Raw genomic sequence first — 14,973 nt, 5'->3', positions numbered from 1 at the left:
AAATCGAAAAGCCCTATCACATTTACGAAACTTTGTTCAGTTTTCAAAGGACTACCCGCCGTCAATCTGGCGCTGAAAAGCAGCGTCAATCGCCTTGACGACGTTTTCTATAATATCAACCAAACCGCATAGCGTCAACTGTTTTTTAAGGTAATCTGTGCTTCCGAACGTTTCATTAAGCTAGTACAATTTCGTCTGTAAATCGCGCCTGGTTCTCGTTAACAATACCGATATCATCCGGATAAACAAAAAGCAGCCAAGTTGGCTGCTTGCTGTCATTATGGGCGTAACGTAGGAAATAGAAGGACATCGCGAATCGAAGCAGCATCCGTCAGTAACATCACTAACCGATCGATACCGATCCCTAGACCCCCTGTTGGCGGCATGCCATACTCCAGCGCTTCGATGTAATCCTCGTCGATGCCTTGCGCCTCGTCGTTGCCTTCCGTGCGTTCCTTGGCTTGCGCCTCAAACCGCTGGCGTTGATCGATGGGATCATTCAGTTCCGTAAAGGCATTGGCGTACTCATTGCCACCGATAAACAGCTCGAAGCGATCCACGAACCGCGGGTCGCGCTGGCTCTTCTTAGCCAGTGGCGACACCTCGATGGGATGCCCGTAAACAAACGTTGGCTGCGTCAGTGTGTCTTCTACGAAGGTTTCGAAAAAGGCGTTGATGATATGGCCCGTCGTCCAGTACGGTTCAAACTTGACGCCGTGCTTGGTCGCCAGCTCGCGCGCCGCCGCAGCGTCCATCGGTTCCCAGAAGTCCACCCCGGTGGCGGCCTTAATGGCGTCCACCATGTGCACCCGAGCAAACGGCGCAGCTAAATCAATGGCTTGGCCTTGGTAGGTAATCTGGCCAGAGCCCAGCACCTTTTGCGCAGCAAACCGGAAAATGCCTTCCGTTTCCGTCATCACATCCGTCAAATCCCAGTAGGCGGCGTATGTTTCCAGCTCCGTGAACTCCGGGTTGTGCTTGGTATCGATCCCTTCGTTACGGAATACGCGCCCAATCTCGTAGACGCGCTCCATGCCGCCGACAATCAGGCGCTTGAGGTGCAGCTCCAAGGCGATCCGCAAGTATAAATCGATATCCAAGGCATTATGGTGCGTGATGAATGGCCGCGCATTCGCCCCACCGGCTTGATTATGCAACACCGGGGTCTCTACTTCTAGAAAGCCATTACTATCCAAGTATTCACGCACCGCGCTAATGATTTTACTCCGGCGCACAAAGCGGTCAAAACTGTCGGGGTTAGCAATCAAGTCGAGGTAACGCTGGCGATAGATCTGTTCAACGTTGGTCAACCCGTGGTACTTATCGGGTAGTGGCCGCAACGCCTTACTCAGGTGCGTGACGTGACTGGCCCGAATAGTCAACTCACCGGAGTCCGTCTTCATGACATCCCCGGCGATGCCGAGAAAGTCTCCCAAGTCGGCCTTCTTAAAGATTTGATAGTTGTCTTCACCGACTCGGTCCTTGCGCACATAGACCTGAATACGCCCGCTACGGTCGCGAAAATCGGCAAAGCCGACCTTCCCCTTGCCGCGTTTGGACATCATCCGCCCGGCGATCACGACCTCGTGCCCAGCTTCGAGTAAGTCTTCCTTGGTTTCGTCATCATACTGGGCATGCACGTCTGCTGCCAGCGCCGTGCGGTCAAACCGGTGCCCGAATGGATCGATTCCGGCTTCCCGTAAGGCATCCATCTTCTCTCGCCGGGCCTGCATTTGATCATTCAATTCGCCTTGTTGCTTTGCCACCACAGTTCCTCCGTTTCTCTAACGCACGTGCCCTTCGGCGAGTCGCGCTTCCGTCGTTGCCACAAATTCATCGAAAATATCGTCTACTGCTTGTTCCGTGTCGACCGAGTTGACCGCATTTTTGGTCCGAGCCGCCCGCGGGATACCCTTGAGGTAGTACGCCGCTTGAGAGCGGAATTCCCGCACGGCCAGGTGCTCGCCCTTGAGTTCCACCAGCCGGTGCAACTGGAGCTTGGCCGTCTGGATTTTCTCGCGAGGCGTTGGCTCTGGAATCAACTCGCCGGTGCGCAGATAGGTCTCGACCTGCTGCAACAGCCAAGGGTTGCCCAAGGCGGCGCGGCCGATCATCACGGCATCGGCCCCGACTTCCGTCAGCATGCGCTTGGCGTCTTGCGGGGTCCGCACGTCACCGTTGCCCATGAACGGAATGGTCAGCTTGCTTGCCACCTGCTTAAGAATATCCCAGTCGGCGTGGCCGCTGTACAGCTGCTTGCGCGTCCGGCCGTGCATGGCCAAAGCCGCCGCCCCGGCCCGCTCGGCCGCCAAGGCATTCTCCACCGCATACACGTGGTCTTCGTCCCAGCCGGTCCGCATCTTCACCGTCACCGGTTTGTCTACGGCGTCCACCACAGCGGCGACCATTTCGTAGACCTTGTTGGGGTCTAAGAGCCAGTGAGCGCCGGCATCGGTCTTGGTGACTTTCGGCACGGGGCAGCCCATGTTGATATCGATGATGTCTGCCGGTGTGTTTTCCGCAACGAACTTCGCCGCGTTGACCAACGTTTCCTTGGTGCCACCGAAAATCTGAATGGAAATTGGGTGCTCACGCGGATCCACGAACAACATGCTCAGCGTCTTGGCATTGTGATACATGATGCCGCGGTCGCTGATCATTTCACACACAACCAATCCCGCGCCGAACTCCTTAGCCGTCACGCGAAACGCCGCGTTGGTCACCCCGGCCATGGGGGCCACGACGACCCGGTTCGGAATCGTCACGTTGCCGATTTGCCAACTTAAATCATCAGTCATGTGCTTCACTCCGTTTCTTGATGCTGGTTAACTCTGCTTCACTATAGTGGTACTGGGCGCCACAAAACTTGCAGGTCACCTCGGCACCATGGTCTTCTTCAATCATCTGGGTCAACTCGCGAGGGGCCAGCGTCGCCATCACCTCAGCAAAGTGGTCCTTGCTGCAGGTGCAGGCAAAACTCAGCGGCCGCCGCTCGAGTACTTTTACCGGAGTGGCCCCCATCACGCGGCCCACCAATCCTTCGGCACTAACGCCGGCCTTAAGCAGCTCAGAAACCAGCGGTAACGTCTTCACGTTCGTCTCTAACGCCGTCAACGCCTGGTCACTGGCGCCGGGCAAGGCCTGCACCATGAAGCCACCGGCCACTTTCACCGAGCCATCGGCATTGACGAACACGGACAACCCCACCGCGGCAGGAATCTGTTCGGACTTGGCCAGGTAATAGGCAAAATCCTCTCCGAGCTCACCGGACACCAGCGGTACCTGCCCCGTGAACGGTTCGCCGACGCCGAGGTCCTTGGTCACAGCCAATAAGCCGCGTTTACCCACAGCGCGGGCGACGTCGAGCTTGCCCACCACGTTCAACGGCAGGTTGACCTGCGGGTTTTGCACGTAGCCGCGCACCGTTCCCTTGGCCGTACCATCGGCGATGATGGCACCAACCGGGCCGTCCCCTTTGATCCGCACCGTGATCAGGCCTTGGTCATCCTTCAACCCCGCCGCGGCTAACAAACTGGTGCCGATGAGCGTCCGCCCGAGGGCTGCCGTGGCGGTAGGTAGTGTGGCGTGGCGCCGTTGCGCTTCCCCCACCGTCGCACTGGCGTCCACCGTAAAAATCCGAAACGCGCCATCTGTGGAGACAGCGGTCACTAATTGATCCGTCATGATTGCTTCCTTTCCACTTGTCACGCGTCATCCGTAAACGCCAATATCATACCAGAAAGCCGCCGCGGATGCTAGAAGCCCCCGAAGCGACAAAACAACCCCGGCTCGCAGAGCCAGGGTTGTCATCAGCAAACTGCCACTAGATTTCGTGATCGGGCGTCGTGCTGCTCGATTCGGAAACGCTAGGCGCAGTGGTTTCACTATCACTCGTGCTGGCAGCGGTACTGGTTGACTCGCTGTCCGTCGTGCTGGTGGTTTCACTTTGCTTGGCGGCGTCTTTTTGCTCGAGGGCCTTCTTAGCTTCCTCAAACGACGCGGCGGTTTCACTTGGGAATTGGTCTTGTTGCTTGTCAGGCATCTTCCCGGTGTTGAAAATCTCGAGGATTTCCTTTTCGTTCAACGTCTCGTACTTCAGCAGCGCCTCGGCAATGGCTTTGTGCTGTTCGCGATGGCTTTGAATGATGTCGTAGGCGCGCTTGTGGCCTTCGTCGATGATGCGGCGAATCTCGTCGTCCACGGCCGCGGCCGTTTCCTGCGAGTATGGCGGCATCTGACCGTAATTGGCGCCGACGAATGGCTGGCCGTTAGACTCCAGGGTCACTGTGCCGATGCGATCGCTCATCCCGTATTGGGTGATCATCGCGCGGGCCATGTTGGTGGCCTGTTCGAAGTCGTTGGAGGCCCCGGTGGCTTCGACGCCGAAGATGATTTCTTCAGCCGTCCGGCCACCCATTAAGCCGGCAATCTGTTCCTGCATGTCCTTTTTGGTCAGCATGAACTGATCTTCCTTCGGCAAGGTGATCGCGTAACCGCCGGCGCGGCCCCGCGGAATGATGGTGACCTTCCGCACAACGCGAGAATCCGACAGCACCAACCCGATGACGGCGTGGCCGGCTTCGTGATAGGCGACCATTTGCCGGTCCTTATCACTCATGACGCGGTCCTTCTTCGCCGGCCCGGCAACGACGCGGTCCTCGGCTTCGTCGATGTCACTGGCATCGATTTCCTTCTTGCCCCGCCGCGCGGCAACTAAGGCCGCTTCGTTCAGCAGGTTTTCCAGATCCGCCCCGACAAAACCTGGGGTGGTGCGGGCGATTTCCTTCAAGTCGACATCGGCCGCCAACGGCTTGTTCTTGGAGTGAACCTTCAAAATGGCTTCACGGCCCTTGACGTCGGGCTGGCCCACCAGAATCTTCCGGTCGAAACGCCCTGGCCGCAGTAAGGCCGGATCGAGGACATCGGACCGGTTGGTGGCGGCCATCACGATGACGCCTTCGTTCCCGGTAAACCCGTCCATTTCAACCAGCAACTGGTTCAAGGTTTGTTCCCGTTCGTCGTGGCCACCGCCCATGCCGGCACCACGTTGGCGCCCAACGGCATCGATTTCATCGATGAAGATGATGGCTGGCGCGTTTTTCTTGGCCTGTTCGAAGAGGTCCCGGACTCGGCTGGCCCCGACCCCGACGAACATTTCGACGAAGTCAGACCCAGAAATCGAGAAGAACGGTACGCCGGCTTCACCGGCAACGGCCTTGGCGAGCAAGGTTTTACCAGTACCAGGAGGCCCCTCGAGGAGCACCCCGGCTGGAATGCGAGCGCCTAACGCGGAGAACTTACGCGGATCCTTCAAGAATTCGACGACTTCGACGAGTTCTTGTTTCTCCTCTTCTTCGCCGGCGACATCCGAGAAGCGGACCTTGTTGGCCTTCTTGTCGGCTTGCTTGGCCTTGGACTTGCCGAAGTTCATCACCCGGCCGTTGCCGCCGCCTTGCCCGGCTTGGTTCATCATCATGTAGAAGAACACCATGAAAATGACCAGTGGCAAGACGGTCAGCAACAGGCTGACCCAGACGCTTGAATTCGACTCGGCGGCCGTGTTAGTTTTCACCGAGTTGTCCTCGGCGGTTTTTTGAATCGTGTTCAGCAGCGAATCATTCGTCGGAATGTACGCGGAAAACGTCTTGGTGGTACTGGACTGGCTACCAAAGAGGCTCAGCGAGTCGTTGCCGCCGCTGACCTTCTTGGCCTGCCGGTATTCCCCGGTTACTTTATAGACGCCACCTGACGGCTGCAGTTCGAAGGATTTCACTTCGTTTTTCTTCAGCGCGCTGACGAATTGGCTTGATTGCAGCTCTTGCGTCTGGCTACCGCCACTATCGCGCAGGTACACCGCAAACCCGGTTACCAGCAACACAAACAAGATGACGTAGGTCAGTGTGCTGCTAAATAACCCATTTTGTTTTTTATTCATGCAAAACCTCCAGCAACATTATCTCTCTATCTTACTACATGCACGTCCAAGTGTGGTTAGTTCTCATAAACTGTCGGACGCAACACCCCAATGTACGGGAGGTTACGATAGCGTTCAGCATAATCAAGCCCGTAGCCGACCACGAACTCGTTGGGCACGGTGGTCCCAACGTAATCGGCATGAACTTCCACGACGCGCCGCTCGGTTTTATCCATCAGCGTGCAGATCTTCACGGAATTCGCGTCGCGGGTCTTGAACAACTTCATCAGGTACGACAAGGTCCGCCCGGTGTCGACGATGTCTTCGACGATCAAGACGTCGCGCCCTTTGACGCTCGTGTCGAGGTCCTTGATGATCTTGACTTCGCCGCTACTTTCCGTGGCGTCGCCGTAACTGGACACATCCATAAAGTCGATTTCACAGTAGTCATCGATGGCCCGCACCAAGTCGGTGGTGAACATGATGGCGCCTTTTAAAATACAGACCACTAACGGATTCTTCCTGGCGTAGTCACGTTTGATTTCACCGGCTAACCGCTTGATGATCGCGTTGATCTCGGCGGTTGAATACAACACTTTTAAAATATCGTCATTCATCGCTAACTCCTTCATCCGTTAATCGACAAGCAATCACAGGTTGAAGTATATCAGTATCAACGCGTTGAAACAATTGAGCTGGCGCAATTCCTTGGCACCACACCACCGCGTGGCCATGGGCGATCACCCACCAGCTGGCGCGCTGCGCCGCCGGGACCTTGTGGTTGATGAACCACCGGCGCAACAGCTGATGGTGGCCATCGGCTAAGTGCAGCCGATCCCCCGGCTGGCGGTGCCGCAACACCAACGGTTCAGCGCTCACCGGCACGACCCAAGCCGTCGCCGGCGGGGCCGCCTGAGCCAACGCAAGCGCCATGGTGGCCGAGAGTTGGTGCCACTCCCCGGGTCGCAACAGGCGCGGTGCGGCCGCCACGGCGGCCGCCGCCCAAGTCAGCGTGTGGTTCGCCACGATCAGGTGGCGCTGACCAACGGCAAACAACCGGCGGCCGGTGGTGGCGAGCGCCGTCAACACCTGCTGCTGCGTCGCCCAGGCCAGCCGCGGGCCGCTGGCAGCGAGCACCCGCTGCAAAACGAGGGCCTGCACCGCTGCCGGCTGGTCCATTACCCCGCGCCAGTCCGCCCCGGTGGGGGTTTGCACACTGGCGACCAGCTGGTTCAACGCCGGTTGGGCTAAGGCCAAGAGGCCGCGCTGCTCGGTGGTAAACCGCGTCACGTGCGTCAGCAGGCCTGGGTTCTCCTGCTTTAAGGCAGGCATCACGGCGGCGCGCAAGTGGTTGCGGCTAAAGTGCTGATTGGCGTTGCTGGCGTCTTCCATGCTCGGCACCTGATGGCTTTCGGCATAGGCGCGCAGCTCGGCCTTGCTGAGCGGCAACAGCGGTCGCAAGAGGCGAACGCCGGCGCTTAATCGCGCCGGCGAGATGCCGCTCATGGCGGCGCTGGCGCCCGAGCGCGCCAGGCGAAACAACACGGTCTCAGCCTGATCGTCGGCGTGATGCGCCGTCATGATGACCGTCGCCCCGACGTCTTGGGCCACCCGGTGCAAAAACGCGTACCGGGCTTGGCGAGCCGCGGCCTCCACGCCGGTGGCAGGGTGCGCCGCCACCGGCCACGAGCCGGTTTGCACCGGCACGCCAAGACGTGTGGCATACGCCTGCACCAGCGCCGCCTCGGCGGCGCTTTCGGCGCGCAGCTGGTGGTTAAAGTGCGCCACCGTCAGCGGGTAGGGCCGGCCGGGCAGGCGAGCCAGCAGCGTGAGCAACACCATCGAGTCAACGCCACCGGACACGGCGACGACGATTTTGGTCCCTGGTGCCAGGTGAAACGGCGCCAACAGCTGCTGCATGGATTCCATCACGGCTCCCCTTTCTCAGGCGGGTATGGCCACCTTAGCATTTTCCCAACAGGCGGTCCCCAGCCTTTAGACTGATTATGACAAGGTGTCGCAGTCAAGAATGAGCCTCAAGGCGACATCGTGATGATGTGTCTCGAGGCTCATTGCTGTTAATTGCGGCGGCCGCCGCGACCGCCGCGCTTACCTTCGGTGTTCTTACGCAGGCTGCTCAGCCGATCTTCACTTTCCTTAAGAAACCCGGACATCAGCGAATCAAAATCGCCCTTGTCCGGCGCATCGTGATGATTGCTGGCGTGGCTATCACGGCGCGGTGCCGGCCGGCTAGCGGCATGGTGCTGCGCCGGCGCGTGGCTTTGGTGCGACGGGGCGGCACCGGCGGGATGAGGCTGGGCCTTACGAATCGATAGGCCAATCTTCCCGTCCTTGATGCTCACCACCACCACGGTGACTTCATCCCCGAGGCTCAAGACGTCGTGAATATCCTTAACGTACCCATCGGAAATCTCGCTGATGTGCACCAGGCCGGACTTGCCCTCTCCTAAATCGACAAAGGCGCCAAAGTTCGTGATCCCTGTGACCTTGCCCGTGACCTTTGCGCCAATTTCAAGTGCCATATACCTAAAAATCCTCCTCGTGGGAAACTTGCAACATTCGTGTAGTATACCACGATGCGGCGCTATTTGTCTGTGCTCGTGGTGGTGGGACTGGCGGCGAGACCCGGCAAAGCGAAGACCGTTTCGCCTTTCTTCGACACCAGATACTTCTCCCGCACCAGCTTCATCAGGTAGTCTTCATCGTTTAACTGGTTGATTTGAATCTTTAAGGCGGCCTTGGTCGCCTTGGTTTTCTTCAAGGTGTGCTGGGCAGACGCAACCGTGGTGCGGCTGTGGGCAATCGCACGTTGCGTGTGAATAAACGCGCCGACGCCAACCGCCACCACCAAGGCGAACGTGGCCAATAATAGGACCAGTCGCCGCCGGTGCACGCGGTGGGCCCGCTGCGCCGCCAAGCTGGGCTTGGTCGGGGCCGCAGGTTGCTGAGGCCGTAGTTGATGAATCTTCGCCGGTTGTTGCATCTGGCTCCCTCTTTTCCGGATTGATACTGCTAGTATAACAAATTCCGGGTCACTTCAGCAGGGAGCGGTCAGTAATTTTCCTTATAAGTTTCACTGACAATCTCGTACATTTCCCCTGCGGCATCCTTTTTCGTCGTTTCCAGTAAGGCCGTCACCTTAACCGTCAACGTTTTGTTGCCAAACGCCACCACCAAGGTGTCCCCGACGCTGACGTCGGAGCTAGACTTAGCCACCTTATCGTTAATGGTAATGCGCCCTTTGTCGGCAATTTCCTTGGCGACGGTGCGCCGCTTGATGATTCGAGAGACCTTTAAAAATTTATCTAATCGCATGAGTTTCCTTTCGTCACGATCGGTGTCGCCGCAGCGCCTTCAACAGCCGCCGGCCAAATGGCAAGGCCAACACTTCGCGAATGGACAAGAGGCGGACCGCACTGGCCGCACCAATAAAACTAACTAAGCCAACGAGAACGCCGACGCCGCTTTGCAACAACGCCGCCAGCCGGCTGGTCAACGGCCACCACGCCAGCGTCAGCGCGACCACCAGGACCATGACGCCGGTGCACAAGCCGAGCTTGGCCAAGAAGTGATCCCGCCGCCGCGCCGTGATCGGCGCCGGCAGCTGTAGATGCGTCAAGAGGCCAATCACCCCCAGCGCCAACACCGTGGCCGCCGCCGCCCCCATCGTGCCGGTGAGGCGGACCAAGGGCGGCGTGGCGACGAGTTTCACCACCAGCCCGATGGCCAACGCCCAGCCGGCCTTGGCGAACTGATTGCTGCTTTGCAAGATCGCGGCATCGGCGTTGATCAACGCCACCAATAAGATGGCAACGACGTAGACCTGTAGGGTCAATGTACCAGCCGTGTCGCCAAACAGCAACCAATTCACCGCCGGCATGATGGCAATCAATCCCGCCGTGGCAGCCACGGCCATCACCTGGGTGAAGCGCACCAGGCGCTGGGCGGTGCCGACAAACGCCGCCTGTTGCCGCTGGACAAAGGCGGTGGCTAGCCCGGGCAGCAGGCTCGTCGACAGCGCCGTGGCCACCACCAAGCCGAGTTGCACGAGCGGCTGACCGCGGTCATAGACCCCTTTTAGCGCCTTGGCCACGGCCGGGTCCACCCCGGCGGCAACGAGGCCCTTGGTGACCGTGAAGCTATCGATCAGCTGCAGCAACACCACCATCGCCGCAAACATGGCAATCAAGCCGCCTTCGCGCACGAGGCGGCCGGCCAATTGACGATAAGCCGCCCACCCCGGCCAGGTAAAGCGCTGGGTGGCCACCACGCGCCAATACGCCGGCACGATGACAACTAGCGCCGCGGCGCCGCCGAAAAACGCCCCGCTCATGGCGATGGCCCCCATTTGGTAAACCGACCACCCCAGGCGCCCGGCGAGCCAAGCCGCCAGCAAAATCACCGCCACGCGCACGACTTGTTCAACCACCTGGCTGACGGCCGTTTTGGTCATATCGTAAGTGCCTTGGTAGTAGCCGCGAATCGTGGCCAACAGCGGCATCACCAAAAACATGAAGGCGACGGTTTGGATGAGGTCGGCGAGGTCGCCATCGCCCATCCAAGTGGCGATCAAACCGGCGCCGAGCTCCAAGGCGATAAACGTGGCCCCGGCCAGCCAACTCAGCAACACCATCAGCCGGTGCGCCACTTGCGCCTGCTCGGCGGGCTCGGCCGCCTCAGCGACGACCTTGGAAATAAACACGGGAAACCCGGACAACGCGAAGGTCATGCCGATGCCATACAGCGGGTACACCTGCTGGTACACGTAAAAGCCGGTGTCGCCCACCATGTTTTGAAACGGGACGCGATACACGGCGCTCAGGACCTTGGCGATCAAGGTCGCCACTGATAAGGCCCAGGCACCGGCCATCAGGCGCTTCATTTGCCGATTTTGCATGCCGGCTCCTTTCTGGTTAAGGGGCGACGACTGTGGCCAGGGCCTCGAGGACTTCGCTGAGTTCGTGCAGCCAATCCGCTGTCGTCATCGCGGCGGGCACGGTCAAGGTGATGCGCATGGTTTGCTCAGGCATCCCCACCCGCGCCTTCAGCGTCGTGTGTTGAAGCACCTCAAATACCGGGGTGCCTTGGAGCTTCGCGCTGGCCGCCGGGGTCAAGTCGATGAACAACTGCTGCTGGTCGCGGCGAATCTTCACCACTTGGCCGCGGTCGGCGAAGCGCTTGAGGTGCGTCACGGCCAACAAGTTGGCCACGGCCGGTGGGTAATCGCCGAAGCGGTCGATTAAATCGGCCACCAGCTCGTCTTCTTGCGCCTGGTTGGTGATTTCCCGCATGCGTTTGTACAGCTCGATTTTCTGGCGCGAGTCGCTGACGTAGCTGTCCGGCAGGTAGGCCTCGATGTCCAGCTCCACCTCGGTGTCGGTGGTCGGCGCGGCCTTGGTTTTGCCGCGCTTTTCGGCCACGGCGTCCCCCAGCATCTGGGTGTACAGGTCATACCCCACCGAGTCGATGAAGCCGTGCTGCTGGGACCCTAAGAGGTTGCCGGCGCCACGAATGGCCAAGTCGCGCATGGCAATCTTAAAGCCGCTGCCCAGCTCGGTAAAGTCCTTGATGGCCTGCAGCCGCTTTTCGGCCTCGCTGGTCAAGACGCGGTTGGGCTGGTACATGAAGTAGGCGAACGCCACTCGGCTCGAGCGGCCGATCCGGCCCCGCAACTGATACAACTGGGAGAGGCCATAGTGATCCGCGTCTTCGATGATCAACGTGTTGACATTGGGCATGTCGACGCCGGTTTCGATGATGGTGGTGGTGACCAAGACGTCATAGGCGCCGTGAATGAAGTCGTAGATGACGTTTTCCAGCTGGGTCTCCGTCATTTGCCCGTGGGCATAGGCAATCGTCGCACTGGGCACCAATTGCTGCAACTGGTCGACGGTGCGCTCAATGTCGGCCACGCGGTTGTGCAGGTAAAACACCTGGCCGCCGCGCTCCAGCTCGCGCTCGATGGCCTCGCGCAAGACGCCGGCGTTTTGTTCCATGACAAAGGTCTGAATCGGATAGCGGTTGGTCGGCGGCGTTTCGATGACGCTGAGGTCGCGCACGCCGAGCATCGACATGTTCAAGGTCCGCGGAATCGGCGTGGCCGTCAGCGTCAAGACGTCGACGTTTTGCCGCAGCGCCTTGATGCGCTCCTTGTGCTTGACGCCGAAGCGCTGCTCCTCGTCGATGACCAACAGGCCGAGCTGCTTGAACTGAATGTCCTTGGACAACAGCCGGTGGGTGCCGACGACAATGTCCACCGAGCCGTTCTTCAAGCCGGCAATGGTTTCTTTGATTTGCGCCTTGGTGCGAAAGCGCGACAGCATGCCAATCGACACCGGAAAATCGGCGAAGCGGTCGCTCATCGTGTCGAAGTGCTGCTGGGCCAAAATCGTCGTCGGCACCAAAATGGCCACCTGCTTGTTGTTCTCCACGGCCTTAAACGCGGCGCGCAAGGCGACCTCGGTTTTGCCGAAGCCGACATCCCCGACCAACAGCCGGTCCATCGGGCGCGGCTTCTCCATGTCGCGCTTGATCTCCTTCACGGAGCGCAGCTGGTCCGGGGTTTCCGGATACGGGAACTCGGCCTCAAAGGCCCGCTGCAAGTCATCGTCCGGGGCGAAGGCAAAGCCTGGCTCGGCCTCCCGCGCGGCATACAGCTTGATCAAGTCGTCGGCGATGTCTTCAATCTTGGCGGCAACGCGGCGCTTAGTTTTCTGCCATTCCGCGCCGCCGAGCTTGTTGATCTTGGGCTTCTTGCCTTCGGAGGCGACGTATTTTTGCACCAGGTGCAGTTGCGACACGGGAATGAACAGCTTGTCGCCTTTTTGGTACAAGATGGTGATGTAGTCTTGGTGCACGCCGTCGACTTCTAAAGTCTGCATGCCGACGTATTGCCCAATCCCGTGGTTGACGTGAACCACGTAGTCGCCGGGGGTCAGCTCGGTGTAGCTACGCAGGCGCTCGGCGTTGGCCAGGGTTTGGTGGCGGGCGTGGCGCTTGGGTTGTTGGTTATACAGCTCGTGTTCGGTGACGACGACGAGTTTTGAATCCGGCAGCTCGAAGCCGTTTTGCAGCGTGCCGACGACGACCTGCACGGCGTTGGGCAAGATCTCCTCAGGTTCGCTAATCACGCTGTCGATTTCAAAATCGCGCAGCGTCTCGCTGAGCTTCTCGGCTCGCGCCTTGGTTTGCACCAAAAAGACGACCGTTTGGTGCTGCTTGCGCCAGCGGTCGGTTTCGGTTTTCAAGAGCGGCATTTGGCTGAAAAACTGCTGGACGTCGCGCGACGCCACGTTGGTCAGTGAATCCAGCCGCAGGTTGCCCATGCCCTTCTGGAACAGATTCAGGTACAGCTGCGGGTGCTTGCTGTGGTGCACCAGGTCTTGAATGGCCGGGTTGGGCCACTCGCTGACGCGCATGCCGCTGGTTTGCAGGCCCGTTGCCCAATCCAAGGTGTCTTGCAACAAGGTGACGTCGCTGTCGAGGATGCGGGCGTATTCATCGAAGACAAATAAGGCCGCCGGCTGGACGTAATCCACCAGCCGGGTGCCTTCTGGATACAACACGTCGGCATAGGCGCCCAGTTGCTCCGGCCGCTCGCCGCTTTGCAGTAACGCCGCGGCGGCCAACGCCCCATTGGTAATGCCTTGCTTGGCCTCTTTGGTCTTCGCCTTGGCCTTGGCCGCCGTGGCGGCATGCGCCAGACGCTCGCCGGTGGCCACTAGCCGGGCGTGGTCGGCGATCAAATCCGTGGCCGGCGGAATCACGACCGACTCGAGATTGGCGATGCTGCGTTGGGTGCCCATGTCAAAACTGCGCAGCGAATCCACCTCGGTGTCAAACAGCTCGATGCGCACCGGGTTGTCTTGGTTCAACGGGTAAATGTCGATGATGCCGCCGCGAATGGCGAACTGGCCGGGGGTGCCAACCAAGGTGTCGCGGCTGTACCCCATCGCCACCAGCTGCGTCGCCAAGCGTTGCGGGTCGATGTCGCTGTTCATGGACAGGGTCAAGGTCGCTTGTTGCCAAGCATCAGGCGGCGGTAACAGGCGCTTCAAGCCGGCTAAACTCGTCACCAAAATGCCGGGGTGCCCCGTTTGCAGCCAGTCCAACGCGTTGATGCGCTCGTTGCGGCTGTCAGGCGAGCTCACCGCCACCTCGGCGGCTAAGACGTCTTCAACGGGAAATGGCCACACCAAATCGGCGCCTAAGAGGCTGGTCAAGTCCGTGGCCAGTTCCGAGGCGTGGAAGCGATTATTCTCGACGACGATGAGTTGGCGGTCACTCGCCTCTAAGGCACTGGCCAGCATCAAGGTCTTCGCCGAGCCGCTGAGCCCGGTGACCATGTGGCGCCCGGCGCCAAGCTGAGGCCACAGTGTTTGTAAGGCCGGAACTTGTCCGAGCCAGCCGATGAGATCCATGGTGCCTCCTTAGTTGTACTGGTTCATGAGCTGCGCCACGGTTTCCCCGTTGATCCAATCGGTCAGCGCCGCACACGCGCGGTCGATGCCGGCATTGATCAACGCGGCATCCGCCTCAGTGAACGGCGTGAGCACCCAATCGACGACGCGTTGTTTTTGCGGGTGCTGGATGCCGATTTTCAGTCGGTAAAAATCCTGGGTGCCTAACACATTAATGATGGACTTGATCCCGTTATGGCCGCCGGCGCTGCCGCGTTGCCGCAGCCGCACGCGGCCCATGGCCATGTCCATGTCGTCTTGGATGATCATGATCTCGTCGTCGTGAAACTGGTAGAAGGCCTTGAGCTCGCCCACCGCGCGGCCGGAGTCGTTCATGAAGGTCTGCGGCTGCACCAAGAGCACCTTCTCGCCGCCGACGTGCGCCGTGCCGGTGATGGCGTTGAACTCGTGCTTGCTCAAGGTGACGTCGAGCTGCTTGGCCAGCTCCGCCACGGTCATAAAGCCGATATTGTGTTTCGTTTGTTCATATTTACTGCCTGGATTGCCCAGGCCAACGATCATCTTCAAGATAGTCTCCTTAATAAACGCAAAAAAGCAGGCTGCAAACGCACAGCCCTA

12 protein-coding genes are annotated in these 14,973 nt (G+C 59.4%); all 12 read right to left on the bottom strand.

All coding sequences use genetic code 11. From position 1 onward, the window contains the following. Positions 1 to 278 precede the first annotated feature (278 nt). The gene (gene lysS / locus FD02_RS11005; protein ID WP_056952346.1) at positions 279 to 1,766 is read right to left on the bottom strand and encodes a lysine--tRNA ligase; all 1,488 of its coding nucleotides are present in this window, start codon (positions 1,764 to 1,766) and stop codon (positions 279 to 281) included. A gap of 18 nt (positions 1,767 to 1,784) precedes the next feature. After that, positions 1,785 to 2,798 carry a tRNA dihydrouridine synthase DusB gene (dusB, locus tag FD02_RS11000; protein ID WP_054723502.1) on the bottom strand — a complete coding sequence of 338 codons (1,014 nt, stop codon included), beginning with the start codon at positions 2,796 to 2,798 and terminating at the stop codon, positions 1,785 to 1,787. Further along, a complete protein-coding gene (gene hslO / locus FD02_RS10995) occupies positions 2,791 to 3,684 on the bottom strand; it encodes an Hsp33 family molecular chaperone HslO (protein WP_054723501.1) in 894 nt (297 codons plus the stop codon). Before hslO ends, dusB begins: the two co-directional genes overlap by 8 nt. Positions 3,685 to 3,823: 139 nt before the next feature. Continuing rightward, complete coding sequence (gene ftsH / locus FD02_RS10990) at positions 3,824 to 5,935, bottom strand: ATP-dependent zinc metalloprotease FtsH (protein ID WP_056952342.1); 2,112 nt, start codon at positions 5,933 to 5,935, stop codon at positions 3,824 to 3,826. A gap of 56 nt (positions 5,936 to 5,991) precedes the next feature. Continuing rightward, positions 5,992 to 6,531 (bottom strand): hypoxanthine phosphoribosyltransferase, encoded by a 540-nt coding sequence (gene hpt, locus FD02_RS10985; protein WP_054723500.1) that lies wholly within the window; start codon positions 6,529 to 6,531, stop codon positions 5,992 to 5,994. Continuing rightward, a complete protein-coding gene (gene tilS, locus FD02_RS11325; RefSeq protein ID WP_056952339.1) occupies positions 6,524 to 7,843 on the bottom strand; it encodes a tRNA lysidine(34) synthetase TilS in 1,320 nt (439 codons plus the stop codon). Before tilS ends, hpt begins: the two co-directional genes overlap by 8 nt. Before the next feature lie 149 nt (positions 7,844 to 7,992). Then, on the bottom strand, positions 7,993 to 8,457 hold the full coding sequence (locus FD02_RS10975; protein WP_054723728.1) for a S1 domain-containing RNA-binding protein: 465 nt from the start codon (positions 8,455 to 8,457) through the stop codon (positions 7,993 to 7,995). A 62-nt stretch (positions 8,458 to 8,519) separates the two neighbouring features. Then, positions 8,520 to 8,918 (bottom strand): FtsB family cell division protein, encoded by a 399-nt coding sequence (locus tag FD02_RS10970; RefSeq protein ID WP_054723726.1) that lies wholly within the window; start codon positions 8,916 to 8,918, stop codon positions 8,520 to 8,522. Positions 8,919 to 8,986: 68 nt separating this feature from the next. Then, positions 8,987 to 9,250 carry an RNA-binding S4 domain-containing protein gene (locus FD02_RS10965; RefSeq protein WP_054723724.1) on the bottom strand — a complete coding sequence of 88 codons (264 nt, stop codon included), beginning with the start codon at positions 9,248 to 9,250 and terminating at the stop codon, positions 8,987 to 8,989. 13 nt (positions 9,251 to 9,263) lie between these two features. Continuing rightward, positions 9,264 to 10,832, bottom strand: coding sequence for a putative polysaccharide biosynthesis protein (locus FD02_RS10960; protein WP_056952337.1), 1,569 nt, complete (start codon positions 10,830 to 10,832; stop codon positions 9,264 to 9,266). 16 nt (positions 10,833 to 10,848) lie between these two features. After that, positions 10,849 to 14,355: a transcription-repair coupling factor gene (gene mfd, locus FD02_RS10955; RefSeq protein WP_056952335.1), complete on the bottom strand. Its 3,507-nt coding sequence runs from the start codon at positions 14,353 to 14,355 to the stop codon at positions 10,849 to 10,851. A gap of 9 nt (positions 14,356 to 14,364) precedes the next feature. Beyond that, the gene (pth, locus tag FD02_RS10950) at positions 14,365 to 14,922 is read right to left on the bottom strand and encodes an aminoacyl-tRNA hydrolase (RefSeq protein ID WP_054723460.1); all 558 of its coding nucleotides are present in this window, start codon (positions 14,920 to 14,922) and stop codon (positions 14,365 to 14,367) included. Positions 14,923 to 14,973: the final 51 nt, after the last annotated feature.

This window comes from Lacticaseibacillus nasuensis JCM 17158, assembly GCF_001434705.1.
GTDB classification, from domain to species: domain Bacteria; phylum Bacillota; class Bacilli; order Lactobacillales; family Lactobacillaceae; genus Lacticaseibacillus; species Lacticaseibacillus nasuensis.
This window is presented reverse-complemented; position numbering and strand designations above follow the sequence as displayed.

Coding starts and splice junctions, on each gene's coding strand:
- hpt (WP_054723500.1), bottom strand. CDS start 6,531: ATGAATGACGATATTTTAAAAGTGTTGTATTCAACCGCCGAGATCAAC.
- FD02_RS10970 (WP_054723726.1), bottom strand. CDS start 8,918: ATGCAACAACCGGCGAAGATTCATCAACTACGGCCTCAGCAACCTGCG.
- FD02_RS10975 (WP_054723728.1), bottom strand. CDS start 8,457: ATGGCACTTGAAATTGGCGCAAAGGTCACGGGCAAGGTCACAGGGATC.
- dusB (WP_054723502.1), bottom strand. CDS start 2,798: ATGACTGATGATTTAAGTTGGCAAATCGGCAACGTGACGATTCCGAAC.
- FD02_RS10960 (WP_056952337.1), bottom strand. CDS start 10,832: ATGCAAAATCGGCAAATGAAGCGCCTGATGGCCGGTGCCTGGGCCTTA.
- tilS (WP_056952339.1), bottom strand. CDS start 7,843: ATGGAATCCATGCAGCAGCTGTTGGCGCCGTTTCACCTGGCACCAGGG.
- mfd (WP_056952335.1), bottom strand. CDS start 14,355: ATGGATCTCATCGGCTGGCTCGGACAAGTTCCGGCCTTACAAACACTG.
- hslO (WP_054723501.1), bottom strand. CDS start 3,684: ATGACGGATCAATTAGTGACCGCTGTCTCCACAGATGGCGCGTTTCGG.
- FD02_RS10965 (WP_054723724.1), bottom strand. CDS start 9,250: ATGCGATTAGATAAATTTTTAAAGGTCTCTCGAATCATCAAGCGGCGC.
- ftsH (WP_056952342.1), bottom strand. CDS start 5,935: ATGAATAAAAAACAAAATGGGTTATTTAGCAGCACACTGACCTACGTC.